Source organism: Listeria sp. MAN/IMW/UF555 (assembly GCF_058684075.1).
This window is the reverse complement of the sequence record NZ_JBZWZS010000003.1, coordinates 38,730-64,902: the sequence shown is the minus strand read 5'-3', so window position 1 is coordinate 64,902 and position 26,173 is coordinate 38,730. Positions and strand designations below refer to the sequence as shown.

Sequence of the window (26,173 nt, the reverse complement as noted above, 5' to 3'; positions counted from 1 at the left end):
TTTTTAGGTCAATAATTATTACTAAAGTTCACAAAATGTTCACGAATAGGTGGAATTTTTCCGAAAAAACGTCAATCGAGATAAATTTTACGGTATACTCACAATGAATTAGTAAGAATATTTTATTGGGATTAATTTGAAAAGGATGGTTTTTATGAAAGAGCGCGTCATTTTAAAACGTAATCTAAAGAAAATAGGTTTAGCACTTCTTAGCGTTATCTTACTTGCAAATGTTTTATTTCAAACTAACTTTGTTAAAGCAGCAACTGACTATGGCTCTAGTTTTTTGCAATCAGTTGAATTGTTAGATGCAGATGGTAATCCAACAACTGATTTTGGTTATTATGATAGTGTTCAAGTTCATTATACTTGGGCAATCCCTAATTCGAGTAATGTGAAGGCAGGGGATACAATGCAATTTGTATTACCTCCAGAACTACAAATAGTAACAGATTTAGATTTTTCACTGAAAGACCATAAAGGCAATGTAGTGGGAAATGTAGTCGCAACTAAAGACACCGGCAAAGTAGTCATTACTTTTACAGACTTTGTAGAAAAAAACTCAGACGTTAGCGGTTATCTTGATTTTTGGAGTAACTGGGATAAATCTTTAGTTGAAGGAAACGAAAAAGTTCCATTAGTATTTCCGGTAAATGGCTCTACAGAAACTATTACCGTAGAAGTCGGCGGGAAAAATCAAATCGATCCAACCGAAACTTTATACAAATATGGCTGGGCTAACGCTAAAAACCCAGAACTTATCCAGTGGGTAGTTCGAGTTAATTATGCCAAAGAAAACATTCAAAATGCTGTTTATGAAGATTTTGTTGGACCTAAACAAGTAATTGATTTTAATTCTATCCAAGCAGTACACGGCGAGTTTGACCCTGATGATAATTTCACCCCAGGAGCTGCAGTCCCGTCCTCAGACATCATTCAAACAACAGATGGTTTTAAAGTAAACCTAGGGAATTTAACAGATTCTGTAAAAATTTCTTACTATACTACCTCCACAGATAACGGAGCCTCCCCTAGTTATACAAATAAAGGGCAACTAACTGGCGACAACTATGTTACCCAAGAAATCGAAGTAGCGACCCCGACATCTGGCGGTAGCGGCGGTGGAGAAGGAACAACCGGTTCTGTTGAATTAACTAAAACAGACGATACCGTGGAGAGAAACCCTCTAGCAGGTGCGGAATTTAAATTAGTCAACTCAGCAGGAACAGTAATGCAAGAAAACCTTGCAACTGGTACCGATGGAAAACTAGCTATCACAAGCTTGAAGTACGACACATATCAATTAATCGAAACAAAAGCACCCGCGGGATACGTATTAGATGCGTCACCAGTAGAATTTACAATCGATGCCACCCACCAAGCTATATTTGTTTCAAAAGAAAATAAGGCAATTAAAGGCTCTGTTTCACTCGTAAAAGAAGATAGTGAAACAAAAGCAACTTTAGCAGGCGCTGAATTTGAATTACAAGATAAAGCCGGTAATACGTTGCGCTCGAATTTAATCACGGATAACGCTGGGAAGCTAAATATCACAGATCTTGCGCTTGGGGATTATCAACTTGTAGAAACAAAAGCACCGGTTGGCTATATCCTTGATGCCACCCCGATTAACTTTACTATTAGTGAAGTACAACTTAATTTAACTGTTACAAAAGAAAACACGAAAGAACCTGAAATACCTGGAGTTCCAGAAAAACCTATAATTCCAAATAAACCAGATATTCCGGAAAAACCTACTGTGCCAAAAACACCAGTAGTACCAGATAAAATAGTAAGTTCAGATGAGCAACCAACAATATTACCAAAAACAGGTGACACTTCATTTGCTAGCGGCTTCGGAATCCTGCTCGTAGCGCTTTCTACCGCTGGATTAATTGCATTTAGAAGAAAATAACAAAAAAGGAACCAAAAGCACAGAGATAGTCGCTTTCGGTTCCTTCTTTATATTGTCCGAGTTTGATCTTGTAAAACAGCTTTTAATGAGTGATAAGCTGGAATTGATAAATTTAAATCCACTCGATTTATTTGTTGTGCCATTTTTGGTTGAATGCCAGAGATGAAAGCCTCGACACCTAAAAGTTTGAGAACAGTTACTAAATTATTTAGCATGTCTCCAAGTGCATCGTCAAAGTAAGTTATTCCTGATAAATCAATACAAAGTTGCTCAACACCCAGTTGAACGCATTTCTTAGAAGTGATTTCAGTTAATTTATCTGCTCTTTCGCGGTCAATTCCTCCCATTAAAGGAAGTATCGCCAATTTGTCAGTTATAGAAATAACCGGAGTGCTAATTTCCTCAATTAAACGATGCTGTTGTTCTAAATGTTTCACAATATCGTTATAGTACATTGCAGAAAAAGCTTCATTGATTCGGTCAAATCCGTGATTAACCATCGCTAAGCTGGAAGAAAAATCACATTTAGAAACCTCATCATTATGGATGCAAAAATCGTTAACTGCCGAAACAAATTCACGGCGTAGTTTATCTAGGGTAGTAATTACTTCAGGCAAAGGAACTTCATTTTCCATACGGCGCGCGTACATGTTATCAAGCCATTTATCAAGTTTCAGAAAGAAAGCCTTTTTACCTGTGAAATAAGAAATGATTAGGTCAGCTGTTTGTTCGCTATCTGCGCGAAGTTCATCTTTATATCGCGGGGAATAAACGAAACTCGTATACGTATTTTCATTTTCATAAATTTTCGAAAGCCAGTTGTTAATAATTTCTTCTGTATGGGCCCTTAAATAAAGTTCCATACTTCCATTCGCTTCATTCATACCAGACAACCCCTTTAAGTCTAAGTATAATACTTTTCTTTTATTCTATGCCCAAAAAGGTGTACTGTCCATTTATATTTTGGAAAAAAAGTTAATTTATTGAAAATGTAATATTATTTAACAAATCAGTCGTTATTTTTTTGTTAAAATTCCGAAGCTATTTAAGCCTTGTCATGGTATAATATTACAATATGGATAGAAAGGAAGTTTTTTGTGGGATTACAGGATGAACTTACAATGATGCAACCAGTGGTCATGAAGATTTTTTCAAAAAGTGTCCGCGAAAACCGATTATCTCACGGCTATTTATTAGAAGGGTCAAGAGGTACAGGCAAGAAACGCACAGCACTTTGGTTAGCTCAGAGTCTTTTTTGTTTGGAGCGGACTGAAACCAACCTTGCTTGTGGCGAGTGTGCCAATTGCATGAGAATAGCGAGTCATAATCATCCGGATGTTCATTTGCTAGAGCCAGATGGAGCTAGTATTAAAATAGATCAGGTTCGCGCGCTTAAGCAAGAATTAAGTAAACGCGGGATGGAATCAGATCAAAAAGTAGTTATCATTTACGATGCAGAAAAAATGACTGTGCAATCAGCCAATAGTCTGCTGAAATTTATAGAAGAACCAGAAGGCGGTTTGTTATTACTATTTTTAACGACAAATCCTGGGCAAATTTTGCCAACAATTCAATCAAGACTGCAACCTGTCACGTTTAAATCACTAACTTTTGATAGTCTTGTAGCTTCACTAACGGCAGCGGACATTTCCGAACAAAAAGCGCGGATTTATGCTAGTATTACTGGTAGCGTAGAAGAAGCGAAGACGTTTGAAGAGGGTGACTGGTTTAGTGATGCAAGAAATGTTGTCATCAAGTTATACGAAGGAATACACCATCAAGGAACGAGCCCATTAATTATCATTCAAGAATCATGGATGCCACTATTTAAAGAGAAAGATAAGATGGCGCTTGGACTCGAATTATTGTTACTGCTTTACCGCGATAGGCTGCATCTTACGCTTGATGAGAACTATGAACCTATTTGCACTGCGCAAAAAGAAATGCTCGGACAAGATGCGCTACGTAAGTCGCTGTCCGAAACCACAGGGGAAATCGAGAAGATTCTCGCTGCGAAATCAAAACTGGATTCCAATATGAACACGCAACTTCTAATGGAGCAGTTGGTTCTTGAAATCCAAGGGAGGTAATCGCCATGCTTAAAATTGTAGGCGTCCGTTTTAAAGACGTTGGTAAAATATATTATTTCTCACCTGGAGATCTGGAAATCACAGAAAACCAAGGTGTCATCGTTGAAAATGCACAAGGTATCGAATTTGGGAAAACGGTCATTGAGCCGCGCTATGTGGACGAAGAAGATGTCGTTTTACCGCTAAAAAAAGTACTTCGTGTTGCAACAGAAGCAGATTATAAATGTGTCGCTGAAAATGGCGACTCTTGTCAGAAAGCCTTTTTACTGTGTGATGAAAAAATCCGTGAGCGTGAATTAGACATGAGCTTGGTGGATGTGGATTACACGTTTGATCGAAACAAAATTATTTTTTACTTTACTGCGGAAGGTCGCGTTGATTTTCGGGAACTCGTGAAAGATTTAGCGTCTGTTTTCCGGACTCGTATCGAACTGCGCCAAATCGGCGTTCGTGATGAAGCGAAATTGCTTGGCGGAATTGGCCCATGTGGTCGTATGCTTTGCTGTTCCACTTTCCTAGGCGACTTCGAACCAGTTTCTATCAAAATGGCTAAAGACCAAAACCTGTCCCTTAATCCAACGAAAATCTCTGGTTTATGTGGACGCTTAATGTGCTGTTTGAAATACGAGAATGATGAATATGAGCAAGCAAAACGTGAAATGCCAGATGTTGGTGTAAAAGTAAAAACTCCAGAAGGCGTAGAAGCACGTGTTTCGGGAATCAACTTGCTGTCTAGAATCCTACAAGTGAGTTTGCCCGAAGAAGAGACGGTTATAGAATACGAATTGGATGAGTTACGTCCATATAACGAATTTCTAAAACAACCGGCAAAGTCTTGAGGTGAAAAAATTGGATAAAAAAGCTATTTTTGACTCAGTCAGCAATATGGAGGAGCAAATTGGCGAATTGTATCAGCAACTTGGAGATCTAAAGACAAACTTAGGCGAAATGTTGGAAGAGAATAACCGGTTAAACCTTGAGAATGAGCATTTACGACGCAGACTTTCTTTGACGGATGAAGTGGCTCCTGAACCAGTGGCCGAAGAAGAGGCAGTTCATGGAGTGATGGCGCCGAATCGCAAAGAAGCAATGCAACAAATGATTGAACTCGGGGAAGGTTATGATAATCTTGTCCAACTTTACAAGGAAGGATTTCACGTTTGTAATGTACATTTCGGCAGTCCGCGTGGCAATGATGAAGATTGTTTATTTTGCCTATCCTTGCTTAACAAAAAATAACATGACGGGCCTTTCTCGATTCAGGAGAAGGGCTTTTTGCTAGAAAAGGTGAATCATTTGGAAAAACTCAAATTAATAGGCGATGAAAGGCTCGATTATTTACTAGCAGAAAATTTGCGGATTATTCAAAGTCCATCGGTATTTTCTTTCTCGATAGACGCGGTTCTCCTCGCGAAATTTAGTTATTTACCAATCCGTAAAGGGAAAATAATTGATTTATGTAGCGGAAATGGTATCATTCCTTTACTACTTAGTACGCGGACAAAAGCGCAAATAGTTGGCGTTGAAATTCAAGAGCGGCTTGCAGACATGGCGAAAAGAAGTGTTGCTTATAATCAACTGGAAGACCAAATCGAAATAATCGAATATGATTTGAACCATATTACCGATTTAATTCCAAAAGAGCGCGCAGATATTGTTACGTGCAATCCACCGTATTTTGCAACCCCATCTACAAGCTTGAAAAACGAAAACGAACATTATCGTATCGCCCGTCACGAAATTATGTGCACGCTAGAAGATACAATTCGAGTTGCCGCAAGCCTTTTAAAACAAGGTGGTAAAGCGAATTTTGTTCACAGGCCAGAGCGCTTACTAGATATTATTGATTTAATGCGAAAATACCGCTTAGAACCGAAACGCATCCAGTTTGTCCATCCACGAATTGACCGAGAAGCAAACACGGTTCTCGTAGAAGGCATCAAGGACGGGAAGCCGGGCGTGAAGTATGTCCCCCCTGTTATCGTGTACGATGAGCTAGGTGAGTATACCCCGGTTATTAAGGAGATTTTATATGGCGAAAGCGAATGAACATTTCTTTTACGTATTAAAATGTAGCGATAATTCTTATTATGGTGGCTATACGACGGATGTAACGCGCCGAGAAGCCGAGCATAATGCGGGAATTAGATGTAAATACACTAAAACACGCCGCCCAGTAAAAGTCATTCATTTTGAAAAATTTGAAACGAGAAGTGAAGCCACTAAAGCTGAAGCTGCTTTCAAAAAATTATCGCGCAAAAATAAAGACAGCTACTTAAGCGAACGGGAGGAGGAGTCGAAGTGATACAGAGTCAAAAAAGTTTTAGCGGAGACATTCAAGGGGCGCTATACTTAGTCCCAACACCAATAGGGAATTTAGAAGATATGACATTCCGCGCAATCCGAATGCTAAAAGAAGCAGATATTATTGCAGCGGAAGACACGCGAAACACCGTGAAACTATTAAATCATTTTGAAATTACGACCCGAATGACGAGTTACCATCAGTTTACGAAAGAGAATAAAGAAGATAATATTATTCAGCGGATGCTAGCTGGCGAAGTGGTTGCGCTGGTTAGTGATGCGGGCATGCCTTCTATTTCTGATCCAGGTTATGAACTAGTCCAAAATGCGCTAAATGCAAATATTCCAGTCATTCCATTACCGGGCGCGAACGCTGCTTTAACCGCCTTGATTGCTTCAGGTTTAGCGCCCCAGCCGTTTTATTTTTATGGTTTCCTTCCTCGCCAAAATAAAGAGCGCACGCAGGCAATTGAAAAACTAGCAGCGCGTGAGGAAACTTGGATTTTATATGAATCACCACATCGTTTAAAAGAAACGTTAAAAGCGATCATTAAAATCACTGGAAATGACCGGAAAATGGTTTTATGTCGTGAGCTTACCAAACGTTTTGAAGAGTTTTTACGAGGAACAGTTGAAGATGCGCTTAACTGGGCAACCGACGAAGAAGTTCGCGGGGAATTTTGTATTATTATTGAAGGAAATGCGAACCCGCCTTTAGAGGAAGAACTACTTTGGTGGCAGGAATTGGATATTAAAACACATGTAAGTACCGTGATGGAACAAGAAAATATTAGTTCTAAAGATGCCATTAAAACCGTTATGAAAGCGAGAAATTTACCAAAGCGCGAAGTCTACGCTGCTTATCATGAAATAAAATAAAAAATCATGCGTGAGGTCTTGTTCTAGATCTCTCGCATGATTTTTTTAAATCGTATCACCAAAGCGACGTTTGATTTCTTCCATTAGTTCTGCGGCGCCTTCTTTACTAAGAGTCAGCTTACCATCCACAAATTTTTTATTATCAACGGAAAACTCTCCAGTAACATCACAAACCAAGCCAGCTGAATATTTTTTTAATACAATTGCATCTTCATCAGTAAAAATTTCTAGAGGGTCTTTTACGTTTAAATTCATTGTGCGTCTAATTTCAATCGGGATAACGACACGACCCAACTCATCGATTTTTCTTACCATTCCAGTTGATTTCATTTTCTCACCTTCTTGATAATTTTAATTCATTTTAACAGATTATCAATATAATAGGAATGAATTCGAGGTGAAAAGGGTATAGACCATAAGCAGAAGAATTAGGGGGAATAAAAAATGAACATAGTTATCGCATTAATTCCAGCAGTGATGTGGGGGATTATGCCGTTAGTTGTTTCGAAAATTGGCGGTAAACCGAGGCAACAAATTATTGGTACAACATTCGGGGCACTAGCTTTCGCAATCGGCGTTTTTATTTTTACAAATCCAGAGTATACAGCAACAATCATTATTGCTAGTTTTATTTCCGGGGCATTTTGGAGCTTAGGGCAAATGAATCAGTTCCGGGCCTTTACGCAAGTGGGCGTTTCTAAAACAATGCCACTTTCAACAGGAATGCAGTTAGTCGGTACCTCACTGTTTGGTGTTTTTGCTTTCCACGAGTGGGGAACAACATCGAAGCTAATCCTAGGTTTTTCCGCGTTAGCACTTATTATTATCGGGATATTTTTAACGAGTTATCAACAACATAAAGACGAAAATTCTGACCAAAATATGAAAAAAGGAATTGTCACTTTACTTATTTCATCAGTAGGTTATGTAGGATATGTCGTTATCACTCGTTGGTTTGATATTAGTGGATGGGACGCGATTTTACCTCAAGCAATCGGGATGGTAGTCGCAGGATTATTATTTTCCATCAAGTCCGAAGAAAAACGTTTTAAAAAGCAAACATGGTTAAATATGATTCCAGGGGTGATGTGGGCTACTGGTAACTTGGCTCTACTTTTCTCAAACAAATTGGTTGGAATCGCTACAGGTTTTTCACTTTCACAAATGGGTGTTGTAATTTCAACCATTGGAGGAATCCTTTTCCTAGGAGAGAAAAAAACCAAGAAAGAACTTATTCTGGTCATTATCGGGGTTATCTTAGTTATTATCGGTGGTACGATGATAGGAATTGCTAAAAGCTAAGACCAAGCTTCCGGTTTGATAAAATGCTATACTTAAATTAATCTAAATTAAAGGTGGTTATGGTGAAAATGAATGCGAAATTAGAAGTAAATGGTGAGCTTGTAAAAGAATCTTATGTTTATTTATTGTCGCGGTATCTCGTTTTACGTCAAGAAAATTTTGATACGAAAGAAGATAAAATTCCATATAACACACTTAAGCATAATTCGGTTTCTCCAGCAGATGCGAATTTTGTGAATCCTAACTTTGATGTGGTTTATTCAGAAGCTTGGATCGCTGTAGATGACGATAATGCTGTTATTTTAGAAGTGCCAGAAATTAAAAATCGCTACTATACTGTGCAACTTTTAGACGGCTGGGGCGAAGTGGTAACAAATATCAATGAACGTAACTACCCAGATCATCCATACGGAAAATTTGCTTTCGTTAAAAAAGGAACAAATCCTTCCGTTCCAAGTGACGCTGTAAAAATCGAATTACCATCAGAGAAAGTAAAAGTACTCCTTCGCGTAGAACAAAAAGACGATCCTGAAGGCGCAGTAAAACTTCAAAAAGCATTCAAATTCGACGCACCAGATAATATAAAAATCAAAGAACCACTTGAGATTCCACATTTCACTAATGCAAACTTCTTATTAGAAGAAATTTATTCCAATTTAGAAGAACTACTAGCAACGTATCCAGATAAAATGCCAAAAGCGGCTGAATTCCAAGATAAAGCAAGACAAGTTGCGGCTTATATCGAGCTTGGCGACGAGCAAAAAGCAGAAGTAAGAAACCTTATTGTAAAAGAAGCCATTCCTTATTTTACTGACGGGGCAAAAGGTTTCGGAACGCAAAAAGGCGGTTGGTCAGTTACTTATGTGGCAGGCGCATTCGAAAACGACATTTTAGCACGAGCGATTATTAATTACGGAGGTATCTGGGCGAACTCCATCCAAGAAGCTTTATATTTCATCGGGCAGCAAGGTACGGACGGCGAACTTTTAAGTGGGGATAAAGTCTACAAAATCCATTTCCCGAAAGATCAACTTCCAAATGGCCTTGCAGAAGCTTTCTGGTCCGTTACACTTTACGGCGTTCCAGACTATCATGTTATTCCAAATAAACTAAACAAATTCAGTATCAATGACTATACTGGTCCTAAGACAAATGAGGACGGAAGCCTATCACTTTATATTGCAGCAGAAAAACCAGCAGATGTTGATCCTGGTAATTGGCTGCCAAGTAAAGCTGGCAAAGGATTCTCACTAAACTTCCGACTCTATGTTCCGAAAAAAGAAGTATTAGAAGGAAAAGTATTCTTACCACCGCTTGAAGTCCTTTAATAAACGAAAAAAGCTAAGTATGAAACTATCGATTTCAGATAGTAACATACTTAGCTTTTTTTATTTCTTTTTAAATAATAGTAATGGGGCGCTAATTAAAAGAAGTAGAGCTCCGAAGATAGTGGATGATGTACTTTGGTCAGTATCACCAGTTTTTGGTAAAGAGTTATAGGTTGTTTTTTCTATTGAATGACTAGTAGTAGCTGGTTTTACAGTGACCGGATTATGAGCTGCCGGGTTATCTGGATTAACAGAGTCAACTGATTTAACGGGATCAACAGGATCAACCGTAATTGGTGTTGGTGTAACGGCATTTTTTTTATAAATATAGTCAATTGTTTGTTCAGTATCAGTGAAAGTACCAGTTGCATTTGTAGGTGTGGTTTCTAAAGTATAACCAGCAATTTTTTTGCTTGTTGATTGGTAATTACTATTGAGAACTCCAGTTAATGTATCTGATTCTGCGATTTTATTTCCATCGCTATCAAGATAATTCACTGTGATATTTGCCCCGGCTATTGGAGCAGGAGTTGCTACGTGAACTGTAACTTTTACTACATTTGAAACGTTGCCTGCCTTATCGGTTGCTTGAACATTGACGGAATAATCGCCACTAACTGTTAAATTAACGGAAGAAGTAAAATCGCTTGTGAGGCTAACAGTGGAGTCGTAATTATCAGTAACACTAGCATTAATATCCGTTAAAAATTGTTCTTCCGTAACACTGCTTCCAGGGCTGTACGTGATTTCAGTTTTATCAGCTTTAACAACAGGAGCATTAATATCTTTTGGTTTTAAAGAGCCAGTAGAGGTTGACTTGTTACCAGCTTTGTCTTCGCTTGTAGCAGTGGCAGTTGCAACTAAAGAATCGATTTTGGCTTCTCCACCTTCACCTGAATAAGAGGTTTTCCAGTCGAATTTTACTTTTGCTTTGGATAAACTGTCCCAACTGGTTACTTTGTCGAATTTAAAAGTAACGGTATTAGTGGAACTGTCAAAGCTAGTTGTCCCTACTTGATTTGTAATATCTTCCCCACCAACAGAAACGTGTAAATCCGTATAGTTCATGCCGGTTGGTAGAGCTAATTTTATTTCCAGTTTATAGTCTTCTTTGGTTTGATTCGTTAAATCTGGAAATGTAATAGTTGATGTATATTTATATGGAAAATTCTCATTGGTGTTTTGAAGTAATGAAATATCATTTGTATCACGAGTATCAGCAAGTGCAGAAACGGGCGTAAGTGCTATTTGGCCAGCCAGAGTGCTTAAAATGATAAGGCTAGCAATAGTTTTTTTCTTAGTAAACATTTGTTAAATAACCTCTTTCCTGATGTTGAAATTTAATACAATTTAATTGTAGCACTAAATTTTGGAGCATAAGTGTACTAGTGGTAGTATAATGCGGCATACTTTGTCGAAATAGTGGCTAATGAGAATCATAAAAATATAAAACGTTCATTTAAACTTTGGCGATTAGCTCTATTAAATACTTTTACTCCGAAAACCTCTATCATCTTCCTGTTATTTCCGCTATAATGAAGTAATTGAAAACTAAATTAAACGGCAAACAAGGAGGAAAACGATTTGAACATTATGATTGCGCTGATTCCTGCATTACTTTGGGGAACAGTTCCGCTAATTATTACAAAATTTGGCGGTTCGACACGACAACAAACAATGGGGATGACGCTTGGGGCGCTCACTTTTGCAGTAATCGTTTTCTTCTTTACTGACCCGGTTTATACACTTAAAACAGTAGGAATTAGTTTTATAACAGGGTGTTTATGGACTGTCGGACAGATGTTCCAATTGCGCGCTTTTAAAATCATCGGCGTTTCAAAAGCGATGCCGATTTCGACCGGAATGCAATTAGTTGGAACAACACTTTGCGGCGTTATTCTATTTCATGAATGGGATACGACGTTACGCATTATTCTTGGATTTATCGCACTTGCGCTTATCGTTGGAGGGATTTTCCTAACTTCCTATGCGGAAAAAGAAGAAGATGGAACTAACGCTTTAAAACAGGGCTTAATTACATTAGTTATTTCATCTTTAGGGTATGTAGGGTTAGTCGTTCTCATTCAAGGGTTTAAAATCGACGGAATTAATGCGATTTTACCGCAAGCGATTGGAATGGTTTTAAGTGCCTTAATTATGACGCATAGTGGTGGCACGGAAAAACGCTTTAATAAACGTACATTGTTGCTCATTATACCGGGAATGATCTGGGCAGCAGGAAATGTAGCGATGGTACACGCAAACCAACTTGTCGGAGTCGCGACTGGTTTTTCACTTTCGCAGTTAGGTGTTGTCATCTCAACTATTGGCGGCATTGTACTATTAAAAGAAAAGAAAACCCAAAAAGAAATGCTTTATGTTATTGTGGGCGTAGTTTTAGTCGTTCTCGGCGGGATTTTAATCGGCGTCGCAAAAGGCGCTTAATTAATTATTTCGTTTAGCGCGAAAAATGATATAATGATACTAATTGTTTTATTTTTAAGGAGGGAATTGTGTTGCCTGAAGAGAAAAATACGTTTTATATTACAACACCAATCTATTATCCAAGCGGAAAAGCGCATATTGGACATGCTTATACGACTGTTGCGGGGGACGCGATGGCTCGTTATAAACGCTTAAAAGGATATGATGTGTTTTACTTAACTGGAACAGATGAACACGGTCAGAAAATCCAAGCAAAAGCAAAAGAACGCGGGATTTCTGAACAAGAATACGTGGATGAAATTGCAGAAGGTTTCCAAGAACTTTGGAAAAAACTAGAAATTTCTAATACTGATTTTATTCGTACAACACAAGACCGTCATAAAACATCCGTAGAAAAAATCTTTGAACAACTTTTAGAGCAAGGCGACATTTACTTAGGTGAATACGAAGGTTGGTACTCTGTTTCTGATGAAGAATATTTTACAGAAACACAATTAGAAGAAGTATACAAAGATGAAAATGGTAAAGTAATCGGCGGAAAAGCCCCAAGTGGTAATGAAGTCGAGCTTGTTAAAGAAGAATCCTACTTTTTCCGCATGAGTAAATACGCGGATCGTTTAGTAGAATATTATAATTCGCACCCAGAATTTATCCTACCTGAATCTAGAAAAAATGAAATGATTAATAACTTCATCAAGCCTGGCTTAGAGGATTTAGCAGTATCTAGAACAACTTTTGATTGGGGTATTAAAGTTCCCGGAAATCCAAAACACGTTGTTTATGTGTGGATTGATGCGCTTTCTAACTATATTACTGCGCTTGGATATAATACGGACAATGATACGAAATTCCAAAAATACTGGCCTGCTGATGTACAAATCGTTGGGAAAGAAATTGTTCGTTTCCATACGATTTATTGGCCAATTATGTTGATGGCACTAGACTTACCACTTCCAAAAATGGTATTCGGTCATGGCTGGATTTTGATGAAAGACGGTAAAATGTCGAAATCTAAAGGGAATGTAGTAGATCCTTACATGTTGATTGACCGCTACGGACTAGACGCGCTTCGTTACTATTTATTACGTGAAGTTCCATTTGGTTCAGATGGTTTATTTACGCCGGAAGACTTTGTTGACCGCGTAAACTATGATCTTGCTAATGACTTAGGAAACTTACTTAATCGTACAGTTGCAATGATTAATAAATACTTTGATGGTGAAATTCCAGCTTATCAAGGTAATGTAACAGAATTCGATCAAACATTAGTAGATTTCAAAAATAACGTCGTGAAAGAATACGAAGGTAGTATGGACCATATGCAGTTTTCAGTAGCATTAAACCAACTATGGTCACTAATTTCTCGTACAAATAAATATATTGATGAAACTGCTCCATGGGCACTAGCTAAAGAGGAAGATAAGCGTACAGAACTAGCGAGCGTAATGACACATTTAGCTGAAAACTTACGTATCATCGCAGTTTTACTTCAACCATTCCTAACAAGAACTCCAGGTGAAATCTTCTTACAACTAGGCTTGCAAGAAGAAAACTTGAAGAAATGGGATAGCATCTATGGCTACGGCGAAATTCCAGAAGGTACAACGGTAGTGAAAAAAGGTACGCCAATTTTCCCAAGACTCGATGCAGAAGTCGAAGTTACTTATATTCAAGATGAAATGAAAGGCTCTGCACCAGCTCCTGCTGAAGAAGTTGCAGAAGTTGAAGCACTTGAAACCCCGCAAATCGGTATTGAAGATTTCGACAAAATTGATCTTCGGGTTGCGGAAGTAAAACAAGTAGACAAAGTAAAAAAAGCAGATAAACTTCTTTGTTTCCAATTAGACTTAGGTGAAGGTAAACTACGCCAAGTTCTTTCAGGTATTGCAGAATTCTACCAACCAGAAGAGTTAATTGGCAAAAAAGTTATCGTTGTTTCCAACTTAAAACCTGTGAAACTTCGCGGACTAATGAGCGAAGGCATGATTCTTTCAGGAGAAAAAGATGGAAAACTAAGCGTAATTGAAGCAAATAGCGCACTTCCAAATGGCGCAAAAGTAAAATAATAAAAACGAGCCCTAATTCGCTGGAATTAGGGTTCATTTTTTTATCGAAAAAAACTTTTTAAAAAAAGATTGCATAATGCAAACGATTACAATATAATGTAACTATACTTACTTAATTCAATGAACGAAGTAAGTGCTCATCCAGAAGTAAAGGAGCCGGACTATGGATATCTTAAGAAAAGGGAACAAAGACTTAATTAAAGATATAAATCGCTATACGGTGCTGAATTTAATCCGTGAAAAAGGAGAAATCACACGTACAGAAATAGCTAAAAAATGCGATTTTGGGATGTCTACATTAACGTATATTCTAGATGACTTGCAACAAGAAGGCATTATTCTAGAAGGTGCGGAAACATCATCTACTGGGGGCAGACGTGCCAAACTAGTAAGATTTAATAAAGATTATGGATTTGTTGTTAGTGTCAAAGTAGAAGAGGAACAACTTCTTTTTGCGTTAACAGACTTAAATGCAGAAATTATTAAAAATACTTCCATACCATTTTCATCAGAGAAAAAACCGGAAGATGCAATAGACTTAATTGCTGAAAATGTAAAGAAAATGTGTAAAAACAGAGATATGAAAAACTTGCTAGGCGTTGGGATTGCTATTTCAGGTCTAGTGAATCGTAAAAAAGGAACAGTAATCCGCTCTACTATGCTGGGCTGGGAAAACGTTGCCTTAGAAGCGATGTTACATGTACATTTCCCTAATATTCCAGTGTATGTAGATAAAAATATAAACTGCTACACACTCGCAGAACTTTGGTTAGGTGAAGGGAAACAATCCAATAATTTTGCAACCGTTTCAGTTGGTGCTGGACTTGGTTTATCTGTTGTTATTAACCGTCAAATTTATTACGGTGCGCAAGGTGGAGCCGGAGAATTTGGTCATACAACAATCCAACCAGGCGGATACAAGTGCCACTGTGGTCAAAAGGGGTGCTTAGAAATGTACGCATCCGAATTTTACTTCCGAAACCGCGGCGAAGAAATAAAAGAAGCTTTTCCTACATCTGAATTAAATGATTTTCATTTTGATAATGTAGCAAAAAGCGCGCGTGCTGGTGACGAGATGGCGATAGAACTTATGGGGAAAATGGGAGAATATTTAGGATACGGGATTCGAAATATCATTAACACCTTTAACCCAGAAAAAGTAATTATTGTCGGAGAAGGCTTACACCACAGAGATTTATTCTTAACTAAAATTGATGAAATTGCTTCACAGAACTTTTTTTCAGGGGCTGGCTTTGAAACGGAAATTACAACAACTTCTCTAGAGGATCCTGCGTGGTTACAAGGTGCGGCTTTACTAGTCATCCACCAACTATTCCAAGTGCCAATCTATGAAGAAGAACAAACTTTATTACGTTAAAAGTACATAAATTATTTCGGGAGGTTATTTTTACATGGTTGGTATGACTAGAAAGAAAACACTATTTTGGCTATGCATTTTCTTGTTGCCCAATTTATTAGGTTTTCTCATTTTTATTGCTATCCCAATCCTTGGCTCGCTCGGTATTAGTTTTACCGATTGGGACTTAGTGAGTACGATTCACTTTACTGGATTTGAAAATTACAAACGTTTGTTTAATGACCCAGAATTTTGGAAGTCATTTAGAAATACTATCACATTTATCATCGGTTACTTGCCAAGTGTAATGATTCTTGGGCTAGCTTGTGCCTTGATGTTAAACCAAAAAATTAAACTTAGACCATTTTTCCGAGCAGTGTACTTCTTACCCGTGATTACTTCATGGGTAGCTGTTTCACTCGTTTGGAAATGGCTTTTCAACCCTTCATACGGTCTCATCAATTATTTCTTATCGTTAATTGGAATTGCTGGACCGAACTGGTTAACAGATCCACAAACAGCGATGATTGCAGTTATTATAACTAGTGCGTGGAAAGATATTGGTTTCGTTATGGTACTGTTTTTGGGTGGTTTGCAAAATATTTCACCTTCCTATTACGAAGCTGCAAATATGGACGGAGCGTCAAAACTTCGCCAATTATTCTCAATTACCATCCCGCTTCTTACTCCAACTACATTCTTTGTGACGATAATTTCGCTTATCAACTCATTCCAGGTGTTTGACCAAGTGATGATTATGACAGAAGGTGGACCAAGTGGAGCGACGATGACCTTAGTCCAAAACATTTACAATCATGCATTTAGATACTTCGAAATGGGCTATGCTTCCGCGATGAGTTGGATATTGTTTATTGTTATTTTCATCATTACAATTATTCAAAATAAACTTCAAAAAAGGTGGTCCAATTACTAATGAAAACAGAAAAAAGTGGTTCACCAAAATGGCAACTAATAAAAAATATTCTTACCTATACGATTATCTGTCTTGGTGGAATTATCATGCTTATGCCGTTTGTTTGGATGATTTCAACAGCCTTTAAAACAGGTGCGGCAAACATGGTACTACCACCACAATTTATTCCCAAAGAACCGACAACCGCAAACTTCACTCAAGTATTTGAAATGTTCCCAATGTTAAGATTTTTGATGAACTCAGTTGTTGTTGCCGTTGTAACGACACTTGGTCAAATGCTGTTTTGTTCGATGGCAGCATACGCATTTGCGAGAATACCTTTCTGGGGCCGCGATAAGTTATTTTTACTTTATTTAGCGACAATGATGGTTCCAGCTCAAGTTACGATGATTCCGCAATTTATCTTAATGAAACAATTTGGTTGGTTAGATTCTTATGCAGGGCTGATTGTACCAGCGTTATTCAGCGTTTTCGGCACTTTCTTATTACGCCAAGCTTTCATGGGAATTCCAAAAGAATTAGAAGAAGCCGCATTTATGGATGGGGCAAATCATTTTACTATTTTCCGAAAAGTTATTTTACCACTTGCGAAACCTACATTTGCAACACTTGGAATTTTAACTTTTATGCAATCTTGGAACAGTTATTTATGGCCATTAATCGTGACAAGTTCACAAGAAATGGCAACTTTACCTTTAGGATTATCTCTTTTACAAGGTAGATATGGAACGAATTACGGCTTAATGATGGCGGGTGTACTTATTAGTGTTATCCCGATTCTAGCAGTGTACCTTTTTGCTCAAAAATATTTCATCCAAGGAATGGCAATGAGCGGAATGAAAGAATAAAAAACCAACAAAAAAGGAGTGTTACAAATGAAAAAAGGTTTATTATTGTTAATGGTAGTTGTACTGTCTGTATTTGGTCTCTCAGCTTGCGGCGGTGGTAGTAGCAGCGGCGATAAAACAGAAATAACGTATTATCAATTCTCTGCCCCAGCGGATGGAAAAGCACTTGATAAAATGGTAAAAGAATTTGAAAAGCAAAACCCTGATATTAAAGTAAACGTTCAAACAATCGCATTTAACGACTATTTCACTAAACTACAAACACAAATCGCAGGTGGCGATGCTCCTGATGCCTTTGAACTTAACTACGAAACATTCATGCAATACGCTGAAAAAGGTGTTCTTGCAGATTTAACAAGCTATATCGAAAAAGATAAAGATTTTGATCCATCTACTCTTAATAAACAAGCGTATGATGCTTTCAAATATGAAGGCAAACAATACGGTATGGTAGAAAGTTTCTCCAACGTTGTAACTATTTATAATAAAGACATTTTTGACAAAGCCGGAGTTGAATATCCAACTGCTGACTGGACTTGGAAAGACGAAGAAGCTGCAGCGAAAAAATTAACAGATGCTAAAAATAAAGTTTGGGGAACTTCCCAACCAGTAACAATGAACGAATTCTTCAAAGTAGCTGCACAAAATGGTGGTTCAATTTTCGATAAAGATATGACAAAAACTACTATTAACAGCCCTGAAAACGTAGAAGCATTAACTCACTTAACTAATGAAGTAACAGAATCTAAGGTTGCTCCTTCACCATCTGATTTATCTGGACAATTACCAGAAGACTTATTCATGAATGGTCAAATTGCAATGCTTCATACAGGTATTTGGTTATTCGATATGTTCCAAGACGCACCATTTAAATGGGACGTACAAGTAGAAGCAGGCAATAAGCAAAAAGCGACTCACTTCTTCGCTAATGGAATCGGTGTTTCTAAAGACTCAGATAAAAAAGAAGCGGCGTTCAAATTTGCTTCCTTCATGAGTGCAAATAAAGAAGCGGCAAAAATTAGAATTGCAAACAACTGGGAACTACCGGCAACCGAAAACAAAGAAATTTTACAACCGTATCTAGATGCGACTCCTCCAGATAACAGAGAAGCAGTTTTTGAGTCCTTACAATATATGGTATTACCTCCAGTTGTAAAAGATTGGAACAAAATTAGTGATTATACAAACTCAGAATTTGAAAAAGTGCTAAACGGCGAATCTACACCAGAAAAAGCACTGAAAAATAGTGAAGATAACATCAACAAAACAATGGGTTTTAAATAAGTAACGAGAGTGGCAGGGACGTTTGTAAGTACCTTTACAAATTAGACTGCCACTTTAGTATATCCAAGAAAGGAAATAAAACATGTCTAAATTCACAAAATTAATGCAGGGTTACTTGCATTTAATAGAAGGAAAAAATGAAAATATCAAGCCAATCCTACTGGAAACAAAACCTGACTTTACAACTGATTCAGTACTCGAAACCGCTTCTTGGCTATGGCTTAGCAGTAAAATCAACCATTATGACAGAGAAGAAGTAGAGCCAGTAATTGCATTTTTAGTTGAAAACTGGAATCGTCCTGAAAAGTCTATTTGGGGTTCAGGTGAAAATGATATTTATTTAGCAACTATTTCAAGTGTATACTCTGCATTATTAGATGTGAAAAACACTTTTCCAAAACCGGAGTTACAACAAACAATTACAATTATCCGCGACTATTGTTTTGATAATTTATTAAAAGGTGATAGCATCCTTACTGGCTTTAACACGCGGAAAGTGTCAACCGACCAACTTTTATCCGTGCTTCCGTTTGGGTTATTTTCGCCCGAAGATCTTGTAATGGTGGCGGCTGTTGGCAAAATGGAACAACAATTAGTGCAAGATGATGGAGTATTGCCTTATTCAGGAGCTCCGAAAGTTAATTCCTTTGCAACGGCTCTAATGGCGCTATATTTCTTAGAAAAAAGTGACCAAGATAAAGCGTTACACTATTTGAATATGGCAATGAAGATGGAAGATAATGACGAACTTGGCGCGATTTTTATTGAAATTAACCAAGCTTTCCGGGCGATGGAAAGTGAAGTAACAGCGCATATTTCACACGATCCTTTCGGGAATGAAAATCGCTATGAGCAGCAGTTAACTGAACGTACGCCACATTACCCCGAAACAGAAATGCATTTTTCGGCTGCGTGTGAAGTTATTTCTGGAATCGAAGCAATCCAAGTCGAACTTGTATTAAAAGAAAAAGACTGGACCATTTTATGTGAGAAAAAAGAGAAAAATGATGTCCAAATCTGGGAAGCACTCGTTCCGCCATTAGAAGAAGTTGGCGAATACACCTATTATTTCCAGGCGACAATGAAAGACCAAACCACTTTGACATCAGATGATTATACTGTCGAACCAATCTGGAAACACTGGTCAGAAGAAGCAGCAATTTGTGAAACAGAGCAAGGCTTAATGGTTTTATTTAAAGAAAATCCATCAAGTGTCATCCCGGTCGAGTTCACCGTGAAATCAGATGAACTTGTAATCGGATTAAAACCTTCATTTGAAGCGAGCGATTTTAAAACAAAATCATCCGGCCAATTAAAAAAAGATGATTTAGAGATTATCGTTTCAAATAATCCAGTGCGTCTTGAGGTTCACTTTAAAGGCAAATTAATTTTAGAATCGCATAAAATTTACCCAGCGTTACAATGGTATACCGATAAAACTGGCTTGATTAACAAAGTAAAACTGCATTTAGACGCGCCAAAAGAAGAAGAGTATTACGGCTTCGGTGAACGATACAATGCATTAGGTCAGCGCGGGAATGTGCTTGATTGCTTTGTTTATAATCAATACCGCGATCAAGGAACGAGAACCTACATCCCGATGCCGTTTTATCATACGAATCGTGATTATAGTGTGTTCGTTGATACCGCTCGTTACACAAGTTTTGATTTAGGTAACCAATTAGCGGATAAACATACGATTACAGTAGAAATAAATGGCTGTGATACGGATATTTGTCTTCTAATGGGAGATATTCGTAGTGCAGTTGCTAATTATATGAAAAAAACTGGCAAGCCTGCAATGGTTCCAGTCTGGGCGCTTGGACCGTGGATGTCTAGTAATAACTGGGACCGTGAATCTGTCGTTCGAAATGAAGTAGAAACAACGCAAGAGCTGCAAATTCCATCAACGGTTGTCGTATTAGAACAATGGAGCGATGAGGCTACCTATTATATGTTCAATGACGCCGAATATGATGAAAAAGCACCTTCAGAAGCATATAGCTACGATGAAATTCGATTCCCTTCATGGGGCAGATGGCCAGATCCAAAAGGTATGGTTGACTACATCCATGACAACAAAATGAAATTAATTCTTTGGCAAATCCCAATTCAAAAATACTTAAATCGTCAACAACACCCACTAAAAGACCGCGAAGAAGCCTATATGATTGAAAAAGGTTACGTCGTTAAAAATCCAGATGGCTCGCCGTACCGTATTCCAGAAAACTGGTTCACAGAAAGCTTGATAATGGATTTCTCCAATGAAGAAGGAAAAAAATGGTGGTTTGATAAACGACAATATTTGATTGATATTGGCGTTGACGGCTTTAAAACAGATGGCGGCGAATTCGTTTTTGGAGAAGGATTACAGTTTGCTGATGGTAGACGTGGCGATGAAATGCGTAATCTTTATCCAAATGACTATGTGGAAGCTTATTATCAATTTGCGCAACAAAACGATGGCATGACATTTAGTCGCGCTGGCTATACGGGCGCTCAAAACTTCCCGGCTCACTGGGCTGGCGATGAAAGATCGACTTTTGATGCTTTTAGAAGATCCCTTATTGCTGGACTTTCAGCTGGATTTTCTGGAATTCCGTTTTGGAGCTTTGATTTTGCAGGATTTAATGGTGACATTCCAACTGCCGAACTATTTATCCGTTCTGCGGAAATGGCTACTTTCTGCCCAATTATGCAGTATCATGCCGAAAGTAAAGCCGAATTCAACCAAGACCGGACACCGTGGAACATAGCTTCAAGGACTGGTGATGACTCGGTTATTCCAATATACCGTCATTTCGCGAATGTAAGAATGAACATTTTACCTTATATTTATAATGAATCGTTAAAATGCGTCGAAACTGGCTTACCGATGATGCGTGCGCTTCTGCTTGATTACAAAGAAGATCCCCGTGTTTCTGATATGTATGATCAATACTTATTCGGGGAAGCTATGCTGATCGCGCCAGTAATTGAAGACGGGGTGCGTTCGAGAGAAGTATATTTACCAGAAGGAACTTGGTATGATTTCTGGAATGGAACTAGAGTAAGTGGACCAACTTTACGCAAATGTAAAGCGGATAAAGAAGAAATCCCAGTATTCATTCGTGGCGGTAAAGCCGTGCTATGTAACGTTGATGCCACTTTGAAACTCGGCTCATGGGTTGGAAATACAGTGGAGGAATATGATACCCCATTACTCAAAGTTTATTTAGACGGCGATTTCACTGAAGAAATTACTGACCATTTATCAGAAAAATGGCTAGTAAAAGTTACCGAAAATGCGGATGAAGTAACTATCTCCGTTCAAACAAATACGCCAGCATACGAAGTTGAAGTAATTGGAACCACCAAAAAAGTACAAATAAAGAAAGGAAGATAACGATGGATGCTTCCACAAGTTTTGCTATTTTACCATCTAACGTAAAACAAAAAACAGCTTTCCCGAGAAAAATAAACCAAGTGAAAACAGCTAGTTGGGCGAATAATTGCCTAACTGGCACACTTGATGTCGGTCATTTCAGTTGTTATTTTGTTAATGAAAAAATTGCACGCGTAACAGTGAATCCGTTTGGTGAAGCGGATCTGACACCTTCTATTGCGGCAATTAACGACACAGAAAAACAAGCTGCCATATTCACTGAAACAAATGATTATTACGAACTTCAATTTGCAGATAAAAAACTTATCGTTTCAAAAAATCCTTTCCAAATTATAATGAAGCAAGCTGGAAAAACCATTTTCCAAACAGAAGGACTGGCAATTAATCGTGATAAAGAACACCAAATTTCTATCCAAAGTAAGCCTGGAACCGCGATTTTTGGGCTGGGTGAAAAAACAGGAGCGTTAAATAAAGCTGGTTCCATTATTAGCATGTGGAATACAGATGTATACAGTCCGCATAACAAAGATACAGTGGAACTATATCAGTCCATCCCATTTATGATTGCGGATACGGAGGAAACAACGTACGGTCTGTTTTACGATAATTCACATCGGACAGAATTTGATTTTCAAAGTTTTGAAGAGATGTATACAATTTTAGCAGAAGGCGGGCAAGCAAATTTATACGTTATCTTTGGTGAAGATGTCAAAGAAGTTGTCGCGAACTACACGGATTTAACAGGAAAAACCCCACTTCCGCCAAAATGGTCATTAGGTTATCATCAATCAAGATATAGCTATACATCGGAAGAAGAAGTAGAGCGAATTGCCAACACTTTTAAAGAAAAAGAAATTCCGCTAGACTGCGTATTTATGGATATACATTATATGGATGATTTTCGGGTGTTCACTTTTAACCCGGATACTTTTCCAAATGGACCAGAACTAATTGCCCGTCTTCGGGAACAAAACATTGATGTTGTGCCAATTGTTGATCCGGGAATTAAAAAAGATGTTAATTATTCCGTATATCAAGAAGGGATCAAGCATCATTATTTCTGCCGTAAACTTGAAGGTGCGATTTATTATGGTGATGTTTGGCCAGGTGTCAGTGCTTTTCCGGATTTCCTAAGTACGACTGTTCAACGCTGGTGGGGAGATTTGCATCAGTTTTACACAGACTTAGGTATTCGCGGGATTTGGAATGATATGAATGAGCCATCTGTATTTAATGAAAGTAAAACGATGGATTTAGATGTTGTACACAATATGGATGGGAAAAATGTAACCCATAAAGAAGCGCATAATTTATACGGATTGTATATGAGTAAAGCGACTTTTGAAGGATTAAAACGCCTTGTGCCAAACGAGCGTCCGTTTTCACTCACTCGTGCTGGTTATGCGGGAGTTCAGCGTTATTCAGCCGTTTGGACGGGGGATAATCGTAGTCACTGGGAGCATTTAGAAATGTCGCTGCCGATGATTATGAATTTAGGTTTATCTGGTGTCGCATTTACAGGTGCGGATGTTGGTGGATTTTCTTCTGACTGTACGAAAGAAATGCTAATACGCTGGACGCAAGCAGGCGCGTTTTTACCATATTTTAGAAACCATTGCGTGCAAGATAGCATTTATCAAGAACCATGGGCATTTGGGCTAGACGCGGAAAAAATTGTGAAGAAATATATTGAAATGCGCTACACCTTTTTACCGTATATTTATACAGAATTCCAAAAAACTGCGGAGAATGGCTTGCCGATAGTTAGACCACTTTATATGGAGTTTAAAGAGGAACGCGATTTAATTCAAGTGAACGATCAATTTATGCTAGGTGAAAATATCCTCGTTGCGCCAATCGTTCGCGAAGGCCAAGTGAAGCGTTTAGTTCGTTTACCAAAAGGGACTTGGTTTAATTATTGGACGAAAGAGCAAGTAGAAGGCGGAGACTATATTATCGCTGACGCTCCGATTGACATTATGCCAATTTATATTAAAGCAGGAACGATTTTACCATTAGGTACTAGCGTTCAAAATACAAAAGAAACACAAGATTTGGCATTAGAAATATACTTAGATAACGACGAGGCAAGCGGATACGTGTATAATGATGATGGCAAAAGCTACCAATACGAAAGCGGAAAAATATCCAAAACAGCTTTCACTGCTACTTTCAAAAACGGCGAAGTACAGATAAATGGTGACCATCACGGCGAAGAAAACTTACAACAAAAAGTTACTACTATAGAAGTTTTCGGTAAAAAAATAGACAAAATTACAAGGGCGGGAATTTAATCGATGAAAGAAAAAGACTGGTGGAAAAAAAGCGTAGTTTACCAAATCTATCCAAAGAGTTTCAATGACTCAAATGGCGATGGAGTCGGTGATATTCAAGGGATTATTGAGAAATTAGATTATTTAAAAGAGCTTGGTGTAGACGTTATCTGGCTATCTCCGGTGTATGATTCGCCACAAGATGACAATGGATACGATATTCGCGATTACCAAAAAATTTACGAAGAATATGGTGATATGGCAACGTTTGACAATCTGTTACAAGGTTTACATGATCGTGATATGAAACTCGTAATGGATTTAGTTGTTAACCACACTTCCGACGAACATAAATGGTTTGAAGAATCTCGGAAATCCAAAGACAACCCTTATCGTGATTACTACTTCTGGCGCGAAGAAAATGAAATCAACAACTGGGGCTCGATTTTCAGTGGTCCAGCATGGGAATTGGACGAGAAAACAGGCGAGTACTACTTACACCTTTTCTCTAAAAAACAACCAGATTTAAACTGGGAAAATCCTAAATTACGCCAAGATGTATATAATATGATGAAATTTTGGCTTGATAAAGGTATCGATGGGTTCCGTATGGACGTAATTAACTTCATTTCCAAAAACACAGCTTTCCCAGATGGACCAGTTGCAGAAGGTCAAATTTACGGGGATGCAGGTAACGATTTCTGCAATGGACCACGTATTCATGAGTTCTTGCAAGAGATGAACCAAGAAGTAACTTCCAAATATGATGTAATGACTGTTGGCGAAATGCCAGGTGCTAGCACAACTGACGCGCAAATTTATACAAATCCAGCAAATAATGAAGTGGATATGATTTTTACATTTGAACATATGAACCTAGACTCCGATGGTGATAACAAATGGGATCTAAAACCAATTTATTTACCAGATTTAAAAGAAAACATGTCCGAGTGGCAAGTAGCGCTTCAAGAAAACGGCTGGAACAGTTTGTATTGGAACAATCATGACCAACCACGTATTGTTTCTCGTTTTGGGAATGACAATCGTTTCCGCGTTCGTTCGGCGAAAATGCTTGCAACATGTCTGCACATGATGAAAGGAACACCGTACATTTATCAAGGTGAAGAAATCGGAATGACAAATGTTCATTTTGAAACACTGGAAGAATATCGAGATATAGAAACATTAAACATGTACAAAGAACGTAAAGAGCAAGGACACAGCCACGAAAGCATTATGCAGTCTATTTACACTAAAGGACGCGACAATGCAAGAACACCATACCAATGGGATAATAGCGAGAATGCTGGTTTCACAACTGGAACGCCGTGGCTTAAAGTTAACCCGCGTTATACAGAAATCAACAACGAAGAAGCGCTGAAAAATCCAGATTCGATTTTCTATTACTACCAAAACCTAATTAAGTTACGCAAAACAACAGAAATTATCACAACTGGTAATTATCGCCTGTTGTTACCAAAAGATGAAGCGATTTTCGCATATGAACGTTATACAGAAAATGAAAAATTAGTCGTTTTATGTAATTTCACAGAAGAAGAGCAAGTTATTACCGATGAAAATATTTTAAACGACATCAAAAAAGGCTCCGTGCTTGCAAATAATGTTCCTGATATTATAGAAGGAACTTTACGACCATACGAAGCAGTAGTTTATCAAATTAAATAAACAGACTAGAAAGGCCACTTGCGTTTTAAGTGGCTTTTTTTGTTTGCATCAAAAATTATAGTATAATAGAAGGAAAT

Annotated in this window: 21 protein-coding genes; 18 read left to right on the top strand and 3 right to left on the bottom strand. The window is 38.0% G+C overall.

What is annotated here, in order from left to right:
* The first annotated feature begins 154 nt into the window (after window positions 1-154).
* Window positions 155-1,915, top strand: a complete 1,761-nt coding sequence (locus tag AC4PG8_RS10155; RefSeq protein WP_492170319.1) for a SpaA isopeptide-forming pilin-related protein — start codon at window positions 155-157, stop codon at window positions 1,913-1,915.
* Window positions 1,916-1,962: 47 nt separating this feature from the next.
* Here the strand turns inward: AC4PG8_RS10155 and AC4PG8_RS10150 are convergent, their stop codons facing one another.
* Window positions 1,963-2,799 (bottom strand): STAS domain-containing protein, encoded by an 837-nt coding sequence (locus tag AC4PG8_RS10150; protein WP_003759910.1) that lies wholly within the window; start codon window positions 2,797-2,799, stop codon window positions 1,963-1,965.
* Between the two features lie 213 nt (window positions 2,800-3,012).
* On the opposite strand from AC4PG8_RS10150, the gene holB reads away from it, so the two are divergent.
* From holB to rsmI, 6 genes are read left to right on the top strand one after another with little or no spacing between them, the layout of a single operon-like run.
* Window positions 3,013-4,005, top strand: coding sequence for a DNA polymerase III subunit delta' (gene holB / locus AC4PG8_RS10145; protein ID WP_070751981.1), 993 nt, complete (start codon window positions 3,013-3,015; stop codon window positions 4,003-4,005).
* Window positions 4,006-4,010: 5 nt separating this feature from the next.
* Window positions 4,011-4,844 (top strand): PSP1 domain-containing protein, encoded by an 834-nt coding sequence (locus tag AC4PG8_RS10140; protein ID WP_003772526.1) that lies wholly within the window; start codon window positions 4,011-4,013, stop codon window positions 4,842-4,844.
* 10 nt (window positions 4,845-4,854) lie between these two features.
* Complete coding sequence (gene yabA / locus AC4PG8_RS10135) at window positions 4,855-5,244, top strand: DNA replication initiation control protein YabA (protein WP_010990275.1); 390 nt, start codon at window positions 4,855-4,857, stop codon at window positions 5,242-5,244.
* A 57-nt stretch (window positions 5,245-5,301) separates the two neighbouring features.
* The gene (locus AC4PG8_RS10130) at window positions 5,302-6,054 is read left to right on the top strand and encodes a tRNA1(Val) (adenine(37)-N6)-methyltransferase (protein WP_010990276.1); all 753 of its coding nucleotides are present in this window, start codon (window positions 5,302-5,304) and stop codon (window positions 6,052-6,054) included.
* Window positions 6,038-6,310 (top strand): GIY-YIG nuclease family protein, encoded by a 273-nt coding sequence (locus AC4PG8_RS10125; protein ID WP_003759922.1) that lies wholly within the window; start codon window positions 6,038-6,040, stop codon window positions 6,308-6,310. The genes AC4PG8_RS10130 and AC4PG8_RS10125 overlap by 17 nt, the downstream gene beginning before the upstream one ends.
* Complete coding sequence (rsmI, locus tag AC4PG8_RS10120; protein WP_185547557.1) at window positions 6,307-7,188, top strand: 16S rRNA (cytidine(1402)-2'-O)-methyltransferase; 882 nt, start codon at window positions 6,307-6,309, stop codon at window positions 7,186-7,188. Before AC4PG8_RS10125 ends, rsmI begins: the two co-directional genes overlap by 4 nt.
* Before the next feature lie 45 nt (window positions 7,189-7,233).
* Here the strand turns inward: rsmI and AC4PG8_RS10115 are convergent, their stop codons facing one another.
* A complete protein-coding gene (locus AC4PG8_RS10115) occupies window positions 7,234-7,518 on the bottom strand; it encodes an AbrB/MazE/SpoVT family DNA-binding domain-containing protein (RefSeq protein WP_003759929.1) in 285 nt (94 codons plus the stop codon).
* A gap of 114 nt (window positions 7,519-7,632) precedes the next feature.
* Here AC4PG8_RS10115 and AC4PG8_RS10110 point away from each other — a divergent pair, with 114 nt between their 5' ends.
* Together AC4PG8_RS10110 and AC4PG8_RS10105 are read left to right on the top strand one after the other, a co-directional pair.
* A complete protein-coding gene (locus AC4PG8_RS10110) occupies window positions 7,633-8,490 on the top strand; it encodes a GRP family sugar transporter (RefSeq protein WP_492170318.1) in 858 nt (285 codons plus the stop codon).
* Between the two features lie 62 nt (window positions 8,491-8,552).
* Complete coding sequence (locus AC4PG8_RS10105) at window positions 8,553-9,818, top strand: DUF1214 domain-containing protein (RefSeq protein ID WP_185485072.1); 1,266 nt, start codon at window positions 8,553-8,555, stop codon at window positions 9,816-9,818.
* Window positions 9,819-9,878: 60 nt separating this feature from the next.
* Here AC4PG8_RS10105 and AC4PG8_RS10100 read toward each other — a convergent pair whose 3' ends face one another.
* Window positions 9,879-11,126: a MucBP domain-containing protein gene (locus AC4PG8_RS10100; RefSeq protein ID WP_492170317.1), complete on the bottom strand. Its 1,248-nt coding sequence runs from the start codon at window positions 11,124-11,126 to the stop codon at window positions 9,879-9,881.
* Between the two features lie 276 nt (window positions 11,127-11,402).
* Here AC4PG8_RS10100 and AC4PG8_RS10095 point away from each other — a divergent pair, with 276 nt between their 5' ends.
* The 9 genes from AC4PG8_RS10095 (at window position 11,403) to AC4PG8_RS10055 (ending at window position 26,096) form a co-directional block, all read left to right on the top strand.
* Window positions 11,403-12,263 (top strand): GRP family sugar transporter, encoded by an 861-nt coding sequence (locus AC4PG8_RS10095; protein WP_003759937.1) that lies wholly within the window; start codon window positions 11,403-11,405, stop codon window positions 12,261-12,263.
* 65 nt (window positions 12,264-12,328) lie between these two features.
* A complete protein-coding gene (gene metG, locus AC4PG8_RS10090) occupies window positions 12,329-14,329 on the top strand; it encodes a methionine--tRNA ligase (protein ID WP_256278334.1) in 2,001 nt (666 codons plus the stop codon).
* Between the two features lie 163 nt (window positions 14,330-14,492).
* On the top strand, window positions 14,493-15,707 hold the full coding sequence (locus AC4PG8_RS10085) for an ROK family transcriptional regulator (protein ID WP_112120353.1): 1,215 nt from the start codon (window positions 14,493-14,495) through the stop codon (window positions 15,705-15,707).
* A 34-nt stretch (window positions 15,708-15,741) separates the two neighbouring features.
* The gene (locus AC4PG8_RS10080) at window positions 15,742-16,620 is read left to right on the top strand and encodes a carbohydrate ABC transporter permease (RefSeq protein ID WP_003722709.1); all 879 of its coding nucleotides are present in this window, start codon (window positions 15,742-15,744) and stop codon (window positions 16,618-16,620) included.
* Window positions 16,620-17,468: a carbohydrate ABC transporter permease gene (locus AC4PG8_RS10075; protein ID WP_003759946.1), complete on the top strand. Its 849-nt coding sequence runs from the start codon at window positions 16,620-16,622 to the stop codon at window positions 17,466-17,468. Before AC4PG8_RS10080 ends, AC4PG8_RS10075 begins: the two co-directional genes overlap by 1 nt.
* Window positions 17,469-17,495: 27 nt before the next feature.
* Window positions 17,496-18,752, top strand: a complete 1,257-nt coding sequence (locus AC4PG8_RS10070; RefSeq protein ID WP_492170316.1) for an ABC transporter substrate-binding protein — start codon at window positions 17,496-17,498, stop codon at window positions 18,750-18,752.
* 82 nt (window positions 18,753-18,834) lie between these two features.
* Window positions 18,835-22,137, top strand: a complete 3,303-nt coding sequence (locus AC4PG8_RS10065) for a glycoside hydrolase family 31 protein (RefSeq protein ID WP_492170315.1) — start codon at window positions 18,835-18,837, stop codon at window positions 22,135-22,137.
* A gap of 2 nt (window positions 22,138-22,139) precedes the next feature.
* On the top strand, window positions 22,140-24,431 hold the full coding sequence (locus AC4PG8_RS10060; protein ID WP_492170314.1) for a glycoside hydrolase family 31 protein: 2,292 nt from the start codon (window positions 22,140-22,142) through the stop codon (window positions 24,429-24,431).
* A 3-nt stretch (window positions 24,432-24,434) separates the two neighbouring features.
* Window positions 24,435-26,096, top strand: coding sequence for a glycoside hydrolase family 13 protein (locus tag AC4PG8_RS10055; protein ID WP_185482748.1), 1,662 nt, complete (start codon window positions 24,435-24,437; stop codon window positions 26,094-26,096).
* Window positions 26,097-26,173 lie beyond the last annotated feature (77 nt).